General features: G+C 64.4%; 17 protein-coding genes and 1 pseudogene. 9 read left to right on the top strand and 9 right to left on the bottom strand.

Features of this window, described 5'->3' with window-relative positions; translation table 11 throughout:
• A pseudogene (locus tag FVF58_RS19025) lies at nt 1–528 on the top strand (polyhydroxyalkanoate depolymerase); the annotation flags it as partial.
• A gap of 137 nt (nt 529–665) precedes the next feature.
• Here FVF58_RS19025 and FVF58_RS19030 read toward each other — a convergent pair.
• Nucleotides 666–1,298, bottom strand: a complete 633-nt coding sequence (locus FVF58_RS19030; RefSeq protein ID WP_149671428.1) for a TetR/AcrR family transcriptional regulator — start codon at nt 1,296–1,298, stop codon at nt 666–668.
• A 236-nt stretch (nt 1,299–1,534) separates the two neighbouring features.
• On the opposite strand from FVF58_RS19030, the gene rsxB reads away from it, so the two are divergent.
• The 3 genes from rsxB (at nt 1,535) to FVF58_RS19045 (ending at nt 3,556) form a co-directional block, all read left to right on the top strand.
• Nucleotides 1,535–2,353 (top strand): electron transport complex subunit RsxB, encoded by an 819-nt coding sequence (rsxB, locus tag FVF58_RS19035; protein ID WP_188130870.1) that lies wholly within the window; start codon nt 1,535–1,537, stop codon nt 2,351–2,353.
• Nucleotides 2,354–2,382: 29 nt separating this feature from the next.
• On the top strand, nt 2,383–3,027 hold the full coding sequence (gene nth, locus FVF58_RS19040; protein ID WP_149671430.1) for an endonuclease III: 645 nt from the start codon (nt 2,383–2,385) through the stop codon (nt 3,025–3,027).
• A 94-nt stretch (nt 3,028–3,121) separates the two neighbouring features.
• A complete protein-coding gene (locus FVF58_RS19045) occupies nt 3,122–3,556 on the top strand; it encodes a DUF1841 family protein (protein WP_149671431.1) in 435 nt (144 codons plus the stop codon).
• A 138-nt stretch (nt 3,557–3,694) separates the two neighbouring features.
• On the opposite strand, the gene FVF58_RS19050 is transcribed toward FVF58_RS19045, so the two are convergent.
• Both FVF58_RS19050 and FVF58_RS19055 read right to left on the bottom strand, forming a co-directional pair.
• A complete protein-coding gene (locus FVF58_RS19050; protein ID WP_149671432.1) occupies nt 3,695–4,078 on the bottom strand; it encodes a c-type cytochrome in 384 nt (127 codons plus the stop codon).
• Between the two features lie 47 nt (nt 4,079–4,125).
• Complete coding sequence (locus FVF58_RS19055) at nt 4,126–4,494, bottom strand: c-type cytochrome (RefSeq protein WP_149671433.1); 369 nt, start codon at nt 4,492–4,494, stop codon at nt 4,126–4,128.
• Nucleotides 4,495–4,977: 483 nt separating this feature from the next.
• Between FVF58_RS19055 and FVF58_RS19060 the strand changes: the two genes are divergently transcribed.
• From FVF58_RS19060 to FVF58_RS19080, 5 genes are all read left to right on the top strand, one after another.
• Entirely contained in the window at nt 4,978–5,820 is an 843-nt protein-coding gene (locus FVF58_RS19060) for an AAA family ATPase (RefSeq protein WP_149671434.1), read from the top strand.
• A 115-nt stretch (nt 5,821–5,935) separates the two neighbouring features.
• Nucleotides 5,936–7,111, top strand: a complete 1,176-nt coding sequence (locus FVF58_RS19065; protein WP_149671435.1) for a vWA domain-containing protein — start codon at nt 5,936–5,938, stop codon at nt 7,109–7,111.
• 73 nt (nt 7,112–7,184) lie between these two features.
• Nucleotides 7,185–8,405: a benzoate/H(+) symporter BenE family transporter gene (locus FVF58_RS19070; RefSeq protein ID WP_149671436.1), complete on the top strand. Its 1,221-nt coding sequence runs from the start codon at nt 7,185–7,187 to the stop codon at nt 8,403–8,405.
• A gap of 313 nt (nt 8,406–8,718) precedes the next feature.
• Complete coding sequence (gene tal, locus FVF58_RS19075) at nt 8,719–9,672, top strand: transaldolase (RefSeq protein WP_149671437.1); 954 nt, start codon at nt 8,719–8,721, stop codon at nt 9,670–9,672.
• A gap of 277 nt (nt 9,673–9,949) precedes the next feature.
• The gene (locus FVF58_RS19080) at nt 9,950–10,369 is read left to right on the top strand and encodes a VOC family protein (protein WP_149671438.1); all 420 of its coding nucleotides are present in this window, start codon (nt 9,950–9,952) and stop codon (nt 10,367–10,369) included.
• Between the two features lie 163 nt (nt 10,370–10,532).
• Here FVF58_RS19080 and FVF58_RS19085 read toward each other — a convergent pair whose 3' ends face one another.
• The 6 genes from FVF58_RS19085 to FVF58_RS19110 form a co-directional block, all read right to left on the bottom strand.
• Complete coding sequence (locus FVF58_RS19085; protein ID WP_188130860.1) at nt 10,533–11,657, bottom strand: FUSC family protein; 1,125 nt, start codon at nt 11,655–11,657, stop codon at nt 10,533–10,535.
• A gap of 191 nt (nt 11,658–11,848) precedes the next feature.
• The gene (mctP, locus tag FVF58_RS19090; protein ID WP_149671439.1) at nt 11,849–13,399 is read right to left on the bottom strand and encodes a monocarboxylate uptake permease MctP; all 1,551 of its coding nucleotides are present in this window, start codon (nt 13,397–13,399) and stop codon (nt 11,849–11,851) included.
• Nucleotides 13,399–13,638 (bottom strand): DUF3311 domain-containing protein, encoded by a 240-nt coding sequence (locus tag FVF58_RS19095; protein WP_149671440.1) that lies wholly within the window; start codon nt 13,636–13,638, stop codon nt 13,399–13,401. Before FVF58_RS19095 ends, mctP begins: the two co-directional genes overlap by 1 nt.
• Before the next feature lie 531 nt (nt 13,639–14,169).
• Nucleotides 14,170–15,096, bottom strand: a complete 927-nt coding sequence (locus FVF58_RS19100; RefSeq protein ID WP_149671441.1) for a class I SAM-dependent methyltransferase — start codon at nt 15,094–15,096, stop codon at nt 14,170–14,172.
• Nucleotides 15,093–15,569, bottom strand: coding sequence for a DNA-deoxyinosine glycosylase (locus tag FVF58_RS19105; protein WP_149671442.1), 477 nt, complete (start codon nt 15,567–15,569; stop codon nt 15,093–15,095). The genes FVF58_RS19100 and FVF58_RS19105 overlap by 4 nt, the downstream gene beginning before the upstream one ends.
• Nucleotides 15,569–16,282 (bottom strand): chorismate--pyruvate lyase family protein, encoded by a 714-nt coding sequence (locus FVF58_RS19110; protein ID WP_149671443.1) that lies wholly within the window; start codon nt 16,280–16,282, stop codon nt 15,569–15,571. Before FVF58_RS19110 ends, FVF58_RS19105 begins: the two co-directional genes overlap by 1 nt.
• Nucleotides 16,283–16,291: the final 9 nt, after the last annotated feature.

Raw genomic sequence — 16,291 nt, forward strand, 5'->3', positions numbered from 1 at the left:
GGCCGCAAGGTGTACCCGGGCTTTTTGCAGCACACCGGTTTTGTCGCGATGAATCCGGAACGTCATGCGGCCTCGCACTGGGACTTCTACCAGAGCCTGCTGCGCGGCGACGAAGAAGATGCGGAAGCGCATCGCAGCTTCTACGACGAGTACAACGCGGTGCTCGACATGGACGCGGAGTATTACCTCGACACGATCCGCGTGGTGTTCCAGGAGTTCCGTCTCGCCGAAGGCACGTGGGACGTCGCCGGCGAGCGGGTGAAGCCGCAGGACATCACGCACACCGCGCTGTTCACGATTGAAGGCGAACTGGACGATATCTCCGGCGACGGTCAGACCTTTGCGGCGCACGAGTTGTGCATCGGCATTCCGGAGGACAACAAGCGCCACTTCACCGCGGAAAAATGCGGCCACTATGGCATCTTCTCGGGACGGCGCTGGCGCACCATCATCTATCCGCAGTTGCGCGACTTCATCCTCGAGCACAACAAGGCGCCGAAGGTGGTGAAGGAAAAGGCTGAAGCCTGATCTGATCACCGCGCGCGCATGACCACAACGGCCTCTCTGGAGGCCGTTGTCGTTTGCGGATCAGGTCTGGTTTTGATGCGTGCTCTGCATGCGTGTTGGTGAACGGCGCCAGTTTGCAACGCGCCCACGCCGCCCGCCTACTTGCGCAACAGATACGCGAGCAGCAGTTCGGTGTTCATCTGAATCAGTTCACTGCGTTCGCCGGCGCTGCTGAAATCGCGGCCGAGCGTCGCTTCGAGCGTGAAACGGTTCGACACGATGTAGTACCCCATTCCCGAGAGCGTCACGTAAAAGCGCAACGGATCGATGTTGGTGCGAAACAGCCCCGCGCGCTGTCCGCGTTCGAGAATCCCGCCGAGCGTGGCGACGATCGGCGAGATCATTTCGCGGATACGCGTCGACTTCTGCATGTAGCGTGCTTCATGCAGGTTCTCGTTGTTGATCAGACGCAGCAGTTCGGGATGATCGCGGTAGTAATCCCAAACAAAATGCGCGAGACGCGTAACGGCCTCGACCGGCGCGATGCCATTCAGTTCGAGCGTGCGTTCCGCTTCGTTGAGCGCGCTGAATGCGTGCTCGAGTACCGCAGTGAATAGCTGCTCCTTGCTACCGAAGTAGTAGTAGAGCATGCGTTCATTGGTTTCCGCGCGGCGGGCAATCTGATCGACACGTGCGCCGAATAGCCCACCATTTGCAAACTCTTCCGCCGCCGCAAGCAGAATGCGGCGCCTCGTGCCTTCAGGATCTCTTTTGATTTTCGGCTGATTCATGGTGGCATCGTCTTCGTGAGCCGCGTTATCCGGATCGCGCCGCCGGCCTCTCCTCGGGCCTTGCACCGACAGCGCTGAACGGGCGCGCCATGGTTGGGGGACACCCTTTTCTGCGGTCCTTCGAAAAAGCGCTTCGATTATGGCACATGGATTGCGGATGGCAATTGGGGAAATCGGCGATAATGTGGCATTTAGTTCAAGCTGTGCGGCCGCAAGGCAAGCCCCCCGTCGTGACCGTGACAGACATCAAAATACTGGCAGATCGCATCGAAGATCTGCTGCCCCAAACGCAATGCACCAAATGCGGTTACCCCGCATGCCGTCCTTATGCCGAAGCCGTCGCGAACGGCGAAGCCAATTACAACCAATGCCCGCCGGGTGGTGCCGAAGGTATCGCACGGCTCGCCGCGCTGCTCGGCAAACCGGTCATTCCGCTGAATTCCGCCAACGGCGTCGAACGGCCGCGTCCTTTGGCGGTTATCGACGAACAGATTTGCATCGGCTGCACGTTGTGCATGCAAGCGTGTCCGGTCGATGCAATAGTTGGCGCACCGAAACAGATGCACACCGTGATCGCCGAACTCTGCACCGGCTGCGATTTGTGCGTGCCGCCCTGTCCGGTCGACTGCATTTCGATGCCGCCGGTCACGGGCGACGCAACCGGCTGGGACGCATGGAGCCAGAGCCAGGCCGACGCCGCGCGCGCGCGCCATGACCGGCGCGAAGCGCGCCTCGCGCGTGAACGCGAAGCGGCCGAAGCGCGCGCCGCGGCGCGGCGATCGGTTGGTGGCACTGTCGCTGCGGCGAGCCAAGCGGCGCAAACGGATGCCGCGCCGGCTACCGAAGATGCCGAAGCGAAGAAGCGCGCGATTATCCAGGCCGCGCTCGAACGCGCTCGCAAGAAGAAAGAAGAGTTGGCCGCCAAAGGCGAGGGCCCGTTGAACACCGAGCGTGTCAGCGCCGACGTGCAGGCGCAGATCGACGCCGCCGAAGCACGCCGCCGCCGTCTCGGACTGACCGGCGACGACAACGACAGTTCGTCCACACCTCGCTAAGCGCAACCGCACGCAACCGCACGCTCCGCATGAACGCGAACAAACGCCGCGCCATCTACGAAACGCTCCAGAGTCTGAATCCGCATCCGACGACCGAGCTCGAGTACACGACACCGTTCGAACTGCTGATCGCCGTGCTGTTGTCCGCGCAAGCCACGGACGTGTCGGTCAACAAGGCAATGCGCAAGATGTTCCCGGTCGCAAACACGCCGCAGCAGGTGTTCGATCTCGGCGAAGAAGGTGTGGCCGGCTACATCAAGACGATCGGCCTTTACCGGACCAAGGCGAAGAACGTCATCGCGACCTGCCGCATTCTGCTCGACCAGTACGGCGGAGACGTGCCCGAGGACCGTGAAGCGCTCGAAAGCCTGCCGGGGGTCGGCCGCAAGACGGCCAACGTGATCCTGAACACGGCGTTCGGTCATCCGACCATCGCGGTGGACACGCACATCTTTCGGGTTGCCAATCGAACCGGGCTCGCGCCCGGCAAGGACGTTCGCGCGGTCGAAGCGGCGCTGGAGAAATTCACACCGCCCGAGTTCAGGCAGGATGCGCACCACTGGCTGATTCTGCACGGCCGCTATGTCTGCAAGGCGCGCCGGCCCGAGTGCTGGCATTGCGTAATCGAACCGCTGTGCGAATTCCGGCCGAAGACGCCGCCGCCGGATCTCTGAGCGCGCGGGCCGCCAGCAGGCCGCGCGGCCCCGGCGTAAAATGCTGGCCTGCGCGCTTGCCTCGCACGTCCCTTTCCAACGCACCGGTTCCACGATGTTCAATCCCAGCCGCGACGAAGTCCGTCTTTTTTTCACCGACACCTGGCGCAAGCAGCGTCAAGGCGAGATTCTCACGCCGCTAGAGGCGATCGCCGCCGACTGGATCGTCGAGCATCCCGAATATCATGCCGACCTGAGCGATACCGACGCCGCCAAGGCACAGGACTACTCGCCCGAGCGCGGGCAGACTAATCCGTTCCTGCATCTGTCGATGCATCTGGCGATCAGCGAACAGTTGTCGATCGACCAGCCGCCCGGCATTCGCGCAGCACACGAGCGACTTGCCGCCCGACTCGGCTCGACGCACGAAGCGCAGCACGCGATCATGGACTGCCTCGGCGAAACCATCTGGGAAGCGCAGCGCACCGGCACGCCGCCGGACACAGATGCGTATTTGCAGCGGATCGAGCGGCGCGCCACGCGCGATTGAGGGTTGGGCCGCGGCCCGCCCGCAAGCGCGTCGCCCATAGCGGATTACCCCTAATCGGCTGAACCCAAAGCGGCCCGCCCAAAACAAAACACCCCGCCGAGGCAGGGTGTCATTCAATTCAATCCGGGTGCGGCGTGTTTACTTCTTCTGCACCAGGTCGCCGCTCAGCGATTCGACATAAGCCGCGATGTCTTTCATATCACTTTGTGACAGGCTCTGCACCTGCGCCTGCATGATCGGGTTGTTGCGGCCGAGGTGCGGGTTGCCGACGCCCATCTGGTACTGGCGCAGCGCCCAGTAGATGTAGTCGGCGTGCTGACCGGCGAGCTTCGGATACTCCGGGACCACCGGCTTGTTCAGGTTCACGCCGTGACAGGCCGCGCAGTTGTGGCTGTCGGCCAGCACCTTGCCGTTGCCGGCGTCGGCGGCGTGCGCGACATTCGCTGCGACCAGACCGATCACTGCCGCCGACGCGCATGCAGCCTTGAACACCGTGTGGAGTGTCTGTTGGGGCTTAATCATGAATTCTCCTATCCCGCGAATATTGATAGCCGGGTGACCGACGCCGATCACTTGTCGGGATTGCTTTTCGAAGAGGAATTTTGCGCCGCGTAGTAGGCAGCGATGTCGGCGATGTCCTGGTCCGACAGCGAGACGGCGATGGCATGCATCGTATCGAAATGGCGGTCGCCCTTCTTGTAGCCGCGCAGGGCATTTTCCAGGTACGTCTGATTCTGGCCGCCAAGCATCGGCACGCGATAGACCTCGGGGTAAGCCGTGCGGTACTCAGGGATGCCGTGGCAGCCAATACACATCGCGACCTTGTCCTGGCCCGCCTTGGCGTTGCCGACGACATCCGCTGCCTGCGCGCTGGCCGCAAAGCCCGCGAGCACCGACAGCGCTGCGATCACGACATGTTTGCCGACGAATTTATTCATAGCAGGTAACCTGGCTTGAGGGGAACGGGCGCCCAAAAAGGCAACGGCCCGCGCCGTTCTTCTTATAGGGTAGCCACGCAGGCCAAAAAAATCGGGCTAATTGTACCGCGACGCCGCGCCGAACGTCCACAGCGCGGGGCCGGGGGCCAACCCGCCGACTGCAAAGCCACGGCCCGCGCCGCTCTACTGCTGCACGGCCGCCGCGCAAGGCCTGGCCGAGGCCCGGGCGCCCGGGCCGCAAAGCCCGACTCCGGCTCCGACACGACGCGGCAAGCACGGCGCGAGCAAGCGCCGGGCGCACCATGCGAACACCCGACGGGCACACCACCCGCTCGTGCGCACCACCTGCAACCCAATGCGACACACGCGCTCGCCGTGCGTCAACCCGGGCGACATCGCGGCTCACACCATACGCCAGCCGGTTTCAGGCCAACAGGCCTTCTGACTTATACTGGGTTTTTTCCCGAACACGAGCACCTCGCCATGCGTTTCGAAGGCTCATCGCAGTACGTCGCCACCGACGACCTCAAACTCGCGGTCAACGCCGCGATGACGCTCAAGCGTCCCTTGCTGATCAAGGGCGAACCGGGCACGGGCAAGACCATGCTCGCCGAAGAGGTCGCCGCGGCGCTCGACATGCCGCTCCTGCAGTGGCATATCAAGTCCACCACCAAGGCCCAGCAGGGTCTGTACGAATACGACGCCGTCTCGCGGCTGCGCGATTCGCAGCTCGGCGACGAGCGCGTCAAGGAAATCCGCAACTACATCGTCAAGGGCGTGCTGTGGCAGGCCTTCGAGTCGGACCAGCAAACCGTGCTGCTGATCGACGAGATCGACAAGGCCGACATCGAATTCCCGAACGACCTGCTGCGCGAACTCGACCGCATGGAGTTCTACGTGTATGAGACCCACGAGCTGGTGCGCGCCAAACAACGCCCGCTCGTGATCATCACGTCGAATAACGAGAAGGAGCTGCCCGACGCGTTCCTGCGCCGCTGCTTTTTCCACTACATCAAGTTTCCCGACCCGGTCACGATGCAGCAGATCGTCGAGGTGCACTACCCCGGCATCAAGAAGGAACTGCTCGCCGCGGCGATGCAGAGCTTCTTCGAACTGCGCAACGTCGCGGGGTTGAAGAAGAAGCCGTCCACCTCGGAGCTGCTCGACTGGCTCAAGCTGCTGCTCGCCGAAGACATTCCGCCCGATGCGCTGCGCTCGTCGGATCAGAAGCAGATCATTCCGCCGCTGCACGGCGCGCTGCTGAAGAACGAGCAGGACGTGAGCCTGTTCGAGCGGCTGATCTTCATGAACCGCAACAACCGTTGAGCGACTGCTGAGCGGCGGTCGAGTCGCAGCCCGAGTCACAGCTCGGCTCCCCCGCGGCCTCGCACGCCGCACCGACCATTCGCCGCTGCAGCAAGTCTCCTGGATAGGACACAGCATGCTGATCGACTTCTTCTACTCGCTGCGCGCCGCCAAACTGCCGGTGTCGGTGAAGGAATACCTGACGCTGCTCGAAGCGCTCAAGGCCAATGTGATCGCGCCGTCGCTCGACGAGTTCTACTATCTCGCGCGCATCACGCTGGTCAAGGACGAACAGTATTTCGACAAGTTCGACAAGGCGTTCGGCGCGTATTTCAACGGCGTCGCGGTAGCCTCGGAGCTGGCCTTCGACGTCCCGCTCGACTGGCTGAAGAAGAAGCTGCAGCGCGACCTGTCGCCGGAAGAAAAAGCGCAGATCGAAGCGATGGGCGGCCTCGACAAGCTGATGGAGCGCCTCAAGGAACTGTTCGACGAACAGAAGGGGCGCCACGAAGGCGGTAGCAAATGGATCGGCACGGGCGGCACGTCGCCGTTCGGCAATGGCGGCTACAACCCGGAAGGCGTGCGCATCGGCGGCGATGCCGCGGGCAACCGCACGGCCGTGAAGGTCTGGGAAGCGCGCGCATATCGCGACTACGACGACCAGGTGGAAATCGGCACGCGCAACATCAAGGTCGCGCTGCGCCGCCTGCGCCGCTTTGCGCGCGAAGGCGCCGCCGAAGAACTGGATCTGCCCGACACGATCCGCAGCACCGCCGCGAACGCTGGCTGGCTCGACCTGAAGATGGTGCCCGAGCGGCACAACAAGGTGAAAGTGCTGATGCTGCTCGACGTGGGCGGCTCGATGGACGACCATATCAAACGCACCGAAGAGCTGTTCTCCGCCGCGAAGGCCGAGTTCAAACATCTCGAGTTTTATTACTTCCACAACTGCGTATACGACTTCCTGTGGAAGAACAATCGCCGCCGTCACGCCGAGCGCATGCCGACGTGGGACGTGCTGCACAAATTCGCGTCCGACTACAAGCTGATCTTCGTCGGCGACGCGACCATGAGCCCCTACGAAGTGCTGCAGCCGGGCGGCTCGGTCGAATACAACAACGCCGAAGCCGGCGCGGTGTGGCTGCGCCGTCTCGCGGATCACTTCCCGCATCACGCATGGCTCAATCCCGAACCGGAAGGTTTGTGGGCGTACCGGCAATCGGTCAGCGCGATCCGCGAAGTGCTCGGACACCGCATGTATCCGCTCACGCTCGCCGGGCTGGAGACCGCGATGCGCATGCTGAGCAAATGACACTGTCGTACCGTCGCCGGATTGCCGTGACGCCGCTGTCGAGCACTACCCTCAACTATAAGAAAGCATCTGCATGAGTCCTTCTTCATCGCCCGAGTTGTCCCCGGCCGCCATGCCACCCAGGCGCCTCAATCCGATCGCCGACACGTCGCTGTCCACCATCGTCGCCGGCTTCGTCGCGATGATGACGGGCTACACCAGTTCGCTCGTGCTGATGTTCCAGGCGGGCCAGGCCGCGCATCTGAGCAGCGCGCAGATTTCGTCGTGGATCTGGGCGCTGTCGATCGGCATGGCCGTATGCACGATCGGTCTGTCGCTGCGCTTTCGCGCGCCGATCGTGATCGCGTGGTCGACGCCCGGCGCGGCGCTGCTGGTGTCGTCGCTGCCGCACGTGGCTTATGCGGAGGCGATCGGCGCGTTTATCGTCTGCGCGGCGCTGTTGACCGTGGTCGGTCTGACCGGGTGGTTCGACACGCTGATGAAGAAGATCCCGGCCGGTATCGCGTCGGCCTTGCTGGCGGGCATCCTGTTCGAGATCGGCATCGAGATTTTCCGCGCCGCGCAGTTCCAGCCCGCGCTCGTGCTGACGATGTTCTTCACCTATCTGATCGTCAAACGGCTCGCGCCGCGCTACGCGATCGTGACGACGCTGATCGTCGGCACGGCCGCCGCTGCCGGGCTCGGGCTGCTTGATTTCAGCCACTTTCGCGTCGCGCTCGCGCAGCCGGTGTTCACGATGCCGGCGTTCTCGGTGGCAGCCAGCGTGAGCATCGGAATTCCGCTGTTCGTCGTCGCGATGGCGTCGCAGAACGTCCCGGGCATCGCCGTGTTGCGCGCGGACGGTTACACCACGCCGTCCGCGCCGCTGATTTCGACGACCGGCATCGCGTCGCTGCTGCTCGCGCCGTTCGGCTCGCACGGCATCAATCTTGCGGCGATCACGGCGGCCATCTGCACCGGCCCCGAAGCGCACGAAAACCGCGACAGGCGCTACACCGCTGCGGTCTGGGGCGGCATTTTCTATCTGCTGGCGGGCGTTTTCGGCGCGACCATCGCGGCCTTGTTCGCGGCCCTGCCGAAGGCGCTGGTGGTCTCCGTCGCGGCGCTGGCGCTGTTCGCCTCGATCATGAGCGGCCTCGCCAACGCGATGCAGGACGTGAAGCAGCGCGAGGCGGCGCTGGTGACCTTCATGGTGACGGCCTCCGGCCTGACGCTGCTGTCCATCGGCTCGGCATTCTGGGGGCTGATGGCGGGCGTGCTGACGCAACTGGTGCTGAACGCGCGGCGCGCGTGATGGGCTGATGGCGGGCGGTCGACGCGGCAACGCGACCGGCCTCGTGCGGACGGCCCGGCCGGCCCGCCCGCGGCGATCCGCACCGCGCGTCGTCACCGCCCGAAATCCCCGTGAAAGGATCGGCGGGGCCAACTGTCATTACCGGATCAGGCGATCCGCCATAGAATAGAAGCATCCGGCAGCGTTGTCCGGCCACATCGCGGGCGGCGCTGCAGCGTGACCCGCGGCCGCCGGCGCTGATTTCGTCCCGTCAGTCCGGCGGCGACCTCATTTCTCCTGAACCACGGCGCGCACGCGCCCTGAAGGCCCGAACATGACAACCGCACTCGATCAACTCAAGCAATACACCACCGTCGTCGCCGATACCGGCGACTTCCAGCAGCTTGCCCAGTACAAGCCGCGGGACGCGACCACCAATCCGTCGCTGATTCTGAAAGCGGTGCAGAAAGACGACTACCGGCCGCTGCTCGAAAAGACCGTGAAAGCGCATGCGTCCAAGCCGGTCGGCGCGATCATCGACCAGTTGCTGATCGCCTTCGGCACCGAAATCCTCAAAATCATCCCGGGCCGCGTATCGACCGAAGTCGACGCGCGCCTGTCGTTCAATGTCGAAGCGTCGATCGCCAAGGGCCGCGAGCTGATCGCGCTGTACAAGGAGCACGGCATCGGCCGCGAACGCGTGCTGATCAAGCTGGCCTCCACTTGGGAGGGCGTGCGCGCGGCCGAAGTGCTGCAGAAGGAAGGCATCCACTGCAACATGACGCTGCTGTTCTCGCTCGCGCAGGCCGCGGCCTGCGCCGAAGCGGGCGCGCAACTGATCTCGCCGTTCGTCGGCCGCATCTACGACTGGTACAAGAAGAACGCCGGCAGCGCGTGGGACGAAGCGAAAGACGGCGGCGCCAACGATCCGGGCGTCAAATCGGTGCGCCGCATTTATACGTACTACAAGAAGTTCGGCTACAAGACCGAGGTGATGGGCGCGAGCTTCCGCACGCCCGGTCAGATTCTGGAACTGGCCGGCTGCGACCTCCTGACCATCAGCCCGGATCTGCTGCAGAAGCTGCAGGACAGCACCGACAAGGTCGAGCGCAAGCTCTCGCCGGAGCTGGCCGATGGCGCGAACATCGAGCGCGTGCCGGTCGACGAAGCGTCGTTCCGTTTCCTCGTCAACGACGAAGCAATGGCGACCGAAAAGCTCGCCGAAGGCATCCGCGCGTTTGCTGCGGACGCCATCAAGCTGGAAAAGCTGATCGAAGCGCTGCGTTAAGCATGGCTTCTGGCGCCGCTTGATTCACGCGGCCGGTCAGGCAAGCGGCCTTGGACCTCACGGTTCAGGGCCGCTTGGCGTTTATGGGTACGCTTCGTCCCACACTTCGGAGCCCAATTCCGACCACATGCGCAGCCGCCCGAACCGCTGTCGTCTCCTACGCAATAACGTCACAATCGACGCCGCAACAGGCGACTACAATCGACTTCGTGCACCTTCCCCACCGCTGTTAGCCGGGGACATGACGGTGCCGCCGACTTTATTCCCGGAGACGATCATGTACGTTCAGCCCTACGTGTTTTTCAACGGCCGTTGCGAGGAGGCGCTCGAGTATTACTGCGAGAAGCTCGGCGCCGAAGTGACGTTCAAGATGCGCTACAAGGAAGCGCCGCCGGATTCGGAAAACCGGCCACGCCCCGGTCTCGAAGAGAAAATCATGCATGCCAATGTGCGGATGGGTTCGACCGACTGGATGGCCTCCGACGGCAATTGCGATCCTACCGCCAGTCCGATGAACGGCTTCAGCCTGTCGCTGACGGCCGACGACAGCGCGTCCGCCGAGAAATACTTCAACGCGCTTGCCGACGGCGGCCAGGTGACGCTGCCGTTCCAGGCGACCTTCTGGAGCAAGGGATTCGGGATGGTGGTGGATCGCTTCGGTCTGATGTGGATGGTGACGCTGCCGCCGGAGGCTTGAAGCAGCACTTCGGCAAAGTGTCCGTGAAGTAGCCGGAACGGGAACGCCCGGCCGGCCATAGCGAGGACGGCGGTCGCCGCACCGGCGAATGTCGGCGACGGCGGACCGAAGCGCTGCGGCGCGCGGGCTGCGATCAAAAACGTCGCCCCCCACGCGCCCCAACCTACCCCTTCCGCAACCCCCTCCCATGCCGCTCGATATTCCAGTTCGACTCGGTCTCCAGCAACAGCGCGCGCAACCGCTCCACCTGCTCCGCGAGCCGCTGCCCGAGCCAGTATGGCCCTTGCAAATCGGGCGGCAGCCCCGGCGCCGCATCGCCGCACGTCTGCACGAGCGGCGACGCCGCCGGGATGCCGAAGCGCGTCGCGTGCCCGAAGCGCAGTGCACGCGCGATCGCGAGCAGAATCGCCCGCACTGAACGCACTTCCACGCCGCATTGCCGCGCGTACGCGGTGCGGGCTCCGGCATCCGCCTGCATCAGCGGACCGGTCGCGAGCAACTCGAGCGCGCTGAGCACCGAGCGATGCAGCCGCTGGATCTCTTCCAGCTTCGCCTGCGGCACGCCGATTTCCTTCGCCACCGACGGCATCAGCGAGCGCAATTGCACCAGCCGCTTGTTGATTTCCAGAAAGCGCCTGACCTGCTCCTCTTCGCTGATGGTCTCGCCATCCAGCAGGCGCGCGTAGACCGACGCGCATTCGCGCAGATTGGCGGCGAGCCCGTAACGCCACGAATATGTCGCGTGCAACGGCAACGCGAACGAAAACGCCAGCGCGATCACGATGCCGATCAGTACGTTCAGCGTGCGCCAGAGTCCGACATCGATCAGGTTGTCGCCATGACCCGCGACGATGCACATTGTGATCGCCGTCAGCAGCCCGACATAGCCGGACGAGCCAAGCGCGAACCACGCGCAGATCGACGCAACGATCGCCATCAGCACATAGGTGAGCGGCAGCGAGCCGATCAGGTTCTGCTGCAAGATCAGCAACAGCCCGATCGACGCCCCGAGCAGCGTCCCCGCCGCGCGCTCGGCCGCCTTCTTGCGGATATTGCCGTGATGCTGCAAACCGCCGATCACCACCAGCAGCGTCACCGACGACCAGATGCCGTGCGGAATGTCGATACCGGTGGTTGCGAGAATCGAGAACAGCATCGCGAGGCCGACACGCACGCTGTGCAACGCCCTTGCGTGGCGATAGCGATAGTAAGGCGAGGTCACCGCACGCACCATCCGACTGAGCGCTGAGCGGCGTGGAATCACGGTACGGGAATCGGCAGAAGCCATGGCGGCTTGTCGGCCTCATAAAGGCCCCAGGAAGACCCCATGAAGGACCCACGAAGGAAGCGTTGAAGGACGGTTCCGCTATCCTGCCCTGAATGCCCGCCAAAGACAAACGCCCGCAAACTTTCGTCTGCGGGCGCTGCGTCGTTCAACGCGCCGAACCGGATGAAACCGGACGGCGCGAAGCCGGGCGATCAGCCTTCGACCACATCCAGATAATCTTCCGGGCGGGTGCGGTCTTCGGCGCGCTGCATGCCGAACACGCGCACCAGCACGCTCACCACTACCGCCACCACCAGGTTCACGATCAGCGACCACACCGCCGCATAGCCCGGAATCGCGATGCCGAACAGGTGGATCGTGAAGATCGAGCTGGCCAGCTTCAGCGAAATCGCCATCCACGTGCCGGTGGCGATACCGACCGCCCAACCCGCCAGCAGGCCGCGATAGTCGAGCATCCGCGTGTACAGACCCAGCACGATGGCCGGCAGCGTCTGGATGATCCAGATGCCGCCGAGCAACTGCAACTGGATCGCATACGTGAGCGGCAGACCGAGAATGAACGCGACCGCGCCAACCTTGACGATCAGCGAGACCAGCTTCGCGACGTTGGTCTCCTGCTCGTGCGTCATGTTGCGGTTGACGAACTCCTTGTGCACGTTGCGCGTGTACAGGTTCGCTGCCGCGATCGACATGATCGCCGCCGGCACCAGCGCGCCGATACCGATCGCCGCGAACGCCACGCCGACGAACCACGACGGGAAAAAGTGCAGGAACAGCGCCGGCACCGCGAAGTTCGGCCCGAATGCCTTGAAGTACGGCACGAATTCCGGCATGTCCTTCACGCCGGCCGCGAGCGCCATGAAGCCGAGCAGCGCGAGCAGGCCGAGCACCAGCGAATAGGCCGGCAGCAGCGCCATGTTGCGGCGGATCGTGTTGCCCGACTTCGACGACAGCACCGCGGTGATCGAATGCGGATACAGGAACAGCGCGAGCGCCGAGCCGACCGCGAGCGTCGCGTAGGCGCTGTAGCCGTTCAGGCTCGACACGTCAGGCGACTTCAGCAGCAGCTTGGCCGGCGGCACCACGCCGAAGATATGGCCGAAGCCGCCCAGTTGCGGCGGAATCACGATGATCGCGGCGAAGATCGTCACGTAGATCAGGATGTCCTTGACCACCGCGATCATCGCCGGCGCGCGCAGGCCCGACGTGTAGGTGTACGCGGCCAGAATCGCGAACGCGATGATCAGCGGCAGATCGCCGACGAAGCCCGTGGTGTCGAAGCCGAGCGCGCCGATCACCACTTCGATGCCGACCAGTTGCAGCGCGATGTACGGCATGGTCGCGACGATGCCGGTCACGGCGATCGCCAGTGCGAGCATGCGGCTGCCATAGCGGGCCGACACGAAGTCCGCCGACGTCACGTAGCCGTGACGCTTGGCGATGCTCCACAGTTTGGGGAACACGACGAACGCGAACGGATAGATCAGGATCGTGTACGGCAGCGCGAAGAAACCGGTTGCGCCTGCACCGAACACCAGCGCCGGCACGGCGATGAAGGTGTACGCGGTGTACAGGTCGCCGCCCAGCAGGAACCACGTGACGATGGTGCCGAAGCGCCGGCCGCCGAGACCCCACTCTTCCAGATGGGCGAGGTCGCCGCGCCGCCAATGGGCCGCGACGAAGCCGAGAATCGTGACGCCGATGAAAAACAGAACGAAGACGAAAGTCGCAGTGGCGTTCATTATTGCGCGCCCCCTTGCGAACGGCCCGTATAGCGCGATTTGGTCTTGAAGTACACGAGCGCCGTGATGACCGCGCTGATCAGCACCCACAGAAGCTGGTACCAGTAGAAGAACGGGAAGTCGAACAGCTGCGGTTCGATCCTGTTGTACGACGGCACCCAGATCATCGCGATCCAGGGCAACAGCAGCAACCAGAGCCAGTGCTTGCTGGCCTTGTTCACGTCGGCGTCGTGAGCCATGACGTCTCCTCTTTCCTATTTTTGAATTGTTGGGCCCGTGGTCGACGGGAGGTGGTTCCCGCGGCGGGTGGCTACGGGCACCCCGAAAGCTCCGAAAGAGTATAGGAGCCGCGAACTCGCGGTCAAGCAGGGACGACCCGAGGCGAAACGACGCTTTGACGGCGGAAGAGGCGGGAACGATGCATGCTGGGCCGGCGCGCGCGGGGCTTGCACTGCCTGCGTCGGCGACGCGCGTTATGCGCAACCGGATTGATTAGAGTCGAGCGTCGGTCCGGGCAAAGCCGATGATTGGCAGCGCTGAATGCTCGTGGGCGTGGTTGCAACGGCGGATGCGCTGCTGCGGTTTGAGTCGGGTTGGCACCACGACGGGGCGCCTGGAACAGCAGACGCTGAGGGGGCCTGCCGCACTTTCGTGGTTGGTGTGCGTGGCGTGGCCGAGACACTCGGGCTGCCCGGCGCACGCCGGACGACCCGTGACGCATCGCCCGCGGCCGCGAACCGGCATGCATGCCGGCCCAGCCGCAACGACGCTCAGATCGAGAACGACGCGCCCTTCTGACCGGTCGATTCCTGCAGCCCCTTGATCCACTTGCGCGCCGGCAAGCCAAGTTCCGCTTCGATCAGCTTCGCGCGTGCCTGCAGCGCGGTGAACGGCACGTCGAGCGCCGGGCCCGAAAACGCAATCGCGATGCGGTTGCCGTCGTGCACTTCCGGCAGCGCGATCACGCGGCCGTCGAATGCTTCGTTCAGACGCTTCATGTTGCGCACGAAGCTCGGATGATCGCCGAACAGATTCACCGTCACCATGCCCGCGCCGGTCAGACACGCGCGCGCCGCGCGATAGAAGCCGACGCTGTCGAGCACCGGACCGCGCGCGGTCGCGTCGTAGACGTCGATCTGCAACGCACCGATCGTGCCGTGGTTGGCGCTGTCGTTGACGAAGTCCCATGCATCAGTTTCGTGCACGGTCAGGCGCGCATCGTCGTGCGGCAGGTCGAACATCGTGCGCGCGGCCACCACGACCGCCGGGTTCACTTCGACCGCCTCGACCTTCGCGCGCTTCAGGAAGCGGTGCGCGAACTTGGTCAGCGACGCCGCGCCCAGACCGAGTTGAACGATGCGCTTCGGGGTTTCGATGAACAGCAGCCAGGCCATCATCTGCTGCGCGTATTCGAGTTCGATTTGATCCGGCTTGCGCAGACGCATCGCGCCTTGCACCCATTCCGTGCCGAAGTGCAGGAAGCGCACTCCGCCCTCTTCCGAGAACGTCACCGGCGCGAAACGCGGCTTGCGCGGCGCTTCGATTTGCGGCGCGTCGTGCAGGTCTTCGTCGTGCGCGGCGCGCTTGTTGTTGCGCGTGGTCTTCCGCGCGATTTTCTGTTTGCCGCCGGTGCTTTCAGCGTCCCGGTTACGGAAGGCACGCGCCTCGGCCGAAGCGCGCTTGATCAATTTCGTCATGTGAGGATGTCGCGCCAGAGGCGCAATTTTTGGTCGAACGAGAGCATAGCATTCGCCGGACTCGACGAAGGCAATACGAGGGTGGCGTAGCCCGCCGCGCCGATCACCGGCGCGAAGCGGCCCGCCGTCTTGCCGTTGAAGCAGACTTTACGGAGTAGCGGCGCATGCGCGTGCAACGACGCGAAGTCGTTCGGTTGAGCGTTGCGAATCGCCGAATCGAGGCTTCCCTGGCGATGGCAGGCGTCGAGCACGTCCCAAATGCCGATGCGATGAGCGAGCACGCGCGTCAAGCGCTCTTCGTACGGCAACTCGTGGAGCGCAGGCTCGTCGAACACCGCGCCGAGCAGGCGCCAGAACTGGTTGCGCGGATGCGCATAATACTGGGTCGCGGCGAGCGATGCCTCGCCGGGAAAGCTACCCAGAATCAGCGTATGCGTATCCGCGGCGACGACTGGGGGAAAGCCGCGCAGCATCAGCGGCTCCGCTCACCCGACGCGCGCGGCGCAGGATGGGCGCGCGACGCGGTGTGCTCCAGCGCACGTCCGTGTTCGCGCACGCGCGGCGGCGCGGCGTGCGGTGTATGCGCTTGCGCAGCGGCGCCGCCCTCGCTCGCATCGCCCGCCCCCGACGCAGACGCCAGATGCGCCCACAGCGCCGGCAACATGCACTCAGTCACCATCAACGGTGCGCCATGACGCTCGAACACCGAGCGGCGCGCGACCAGTGCATGCGGCGGCACACCGTCGACTTCACGCGCAGCCAGCCGGTACAAAGGATGACGCGCGCCCACCCTGCGGCTCACCAGCGACGAACGCGCGACGCTGCTGTCGCTATACAGCAGTTCGGCGAGCGGCCGCGTGCGCAAGCGCCGCGTGGCCTGCCACACGCCGACGCTTGCCGCGCGCGGCGTCACGCTATGCGCCGCGACAAACGGCACACCGTCCACCGACAACACCACTTCCCGCACCCACACCGGCGCGCGCGGCGCGAGGCCGAGCGCGGCGCATTCGTCGGGCCACGGCAGCGCGACGCATTCGCGCGTGACGCGCACCGCGACCGCACCGAGCGCGCGCAGATGCGCAGTCAGCGAACCACCACGGGTCAACCAGTCTTTCTGGGCGGCGCTAAAGCCGGGCAAGGGCGCGACGCGCCAGTGGGCGTCGGCGGCATCGAAACGGATAGGCATGGTGTCGGA

It is taken from the genome of Paraburkholderia panacisoli, from assembly GCF_008369935.1.
GTDB lineage: Bacteria > Pseudomonadota > Gammaproteobacteria > Burkholderiales > Burkholderiaceae > Paraburkholderia > Paraburkholderia panacisoli.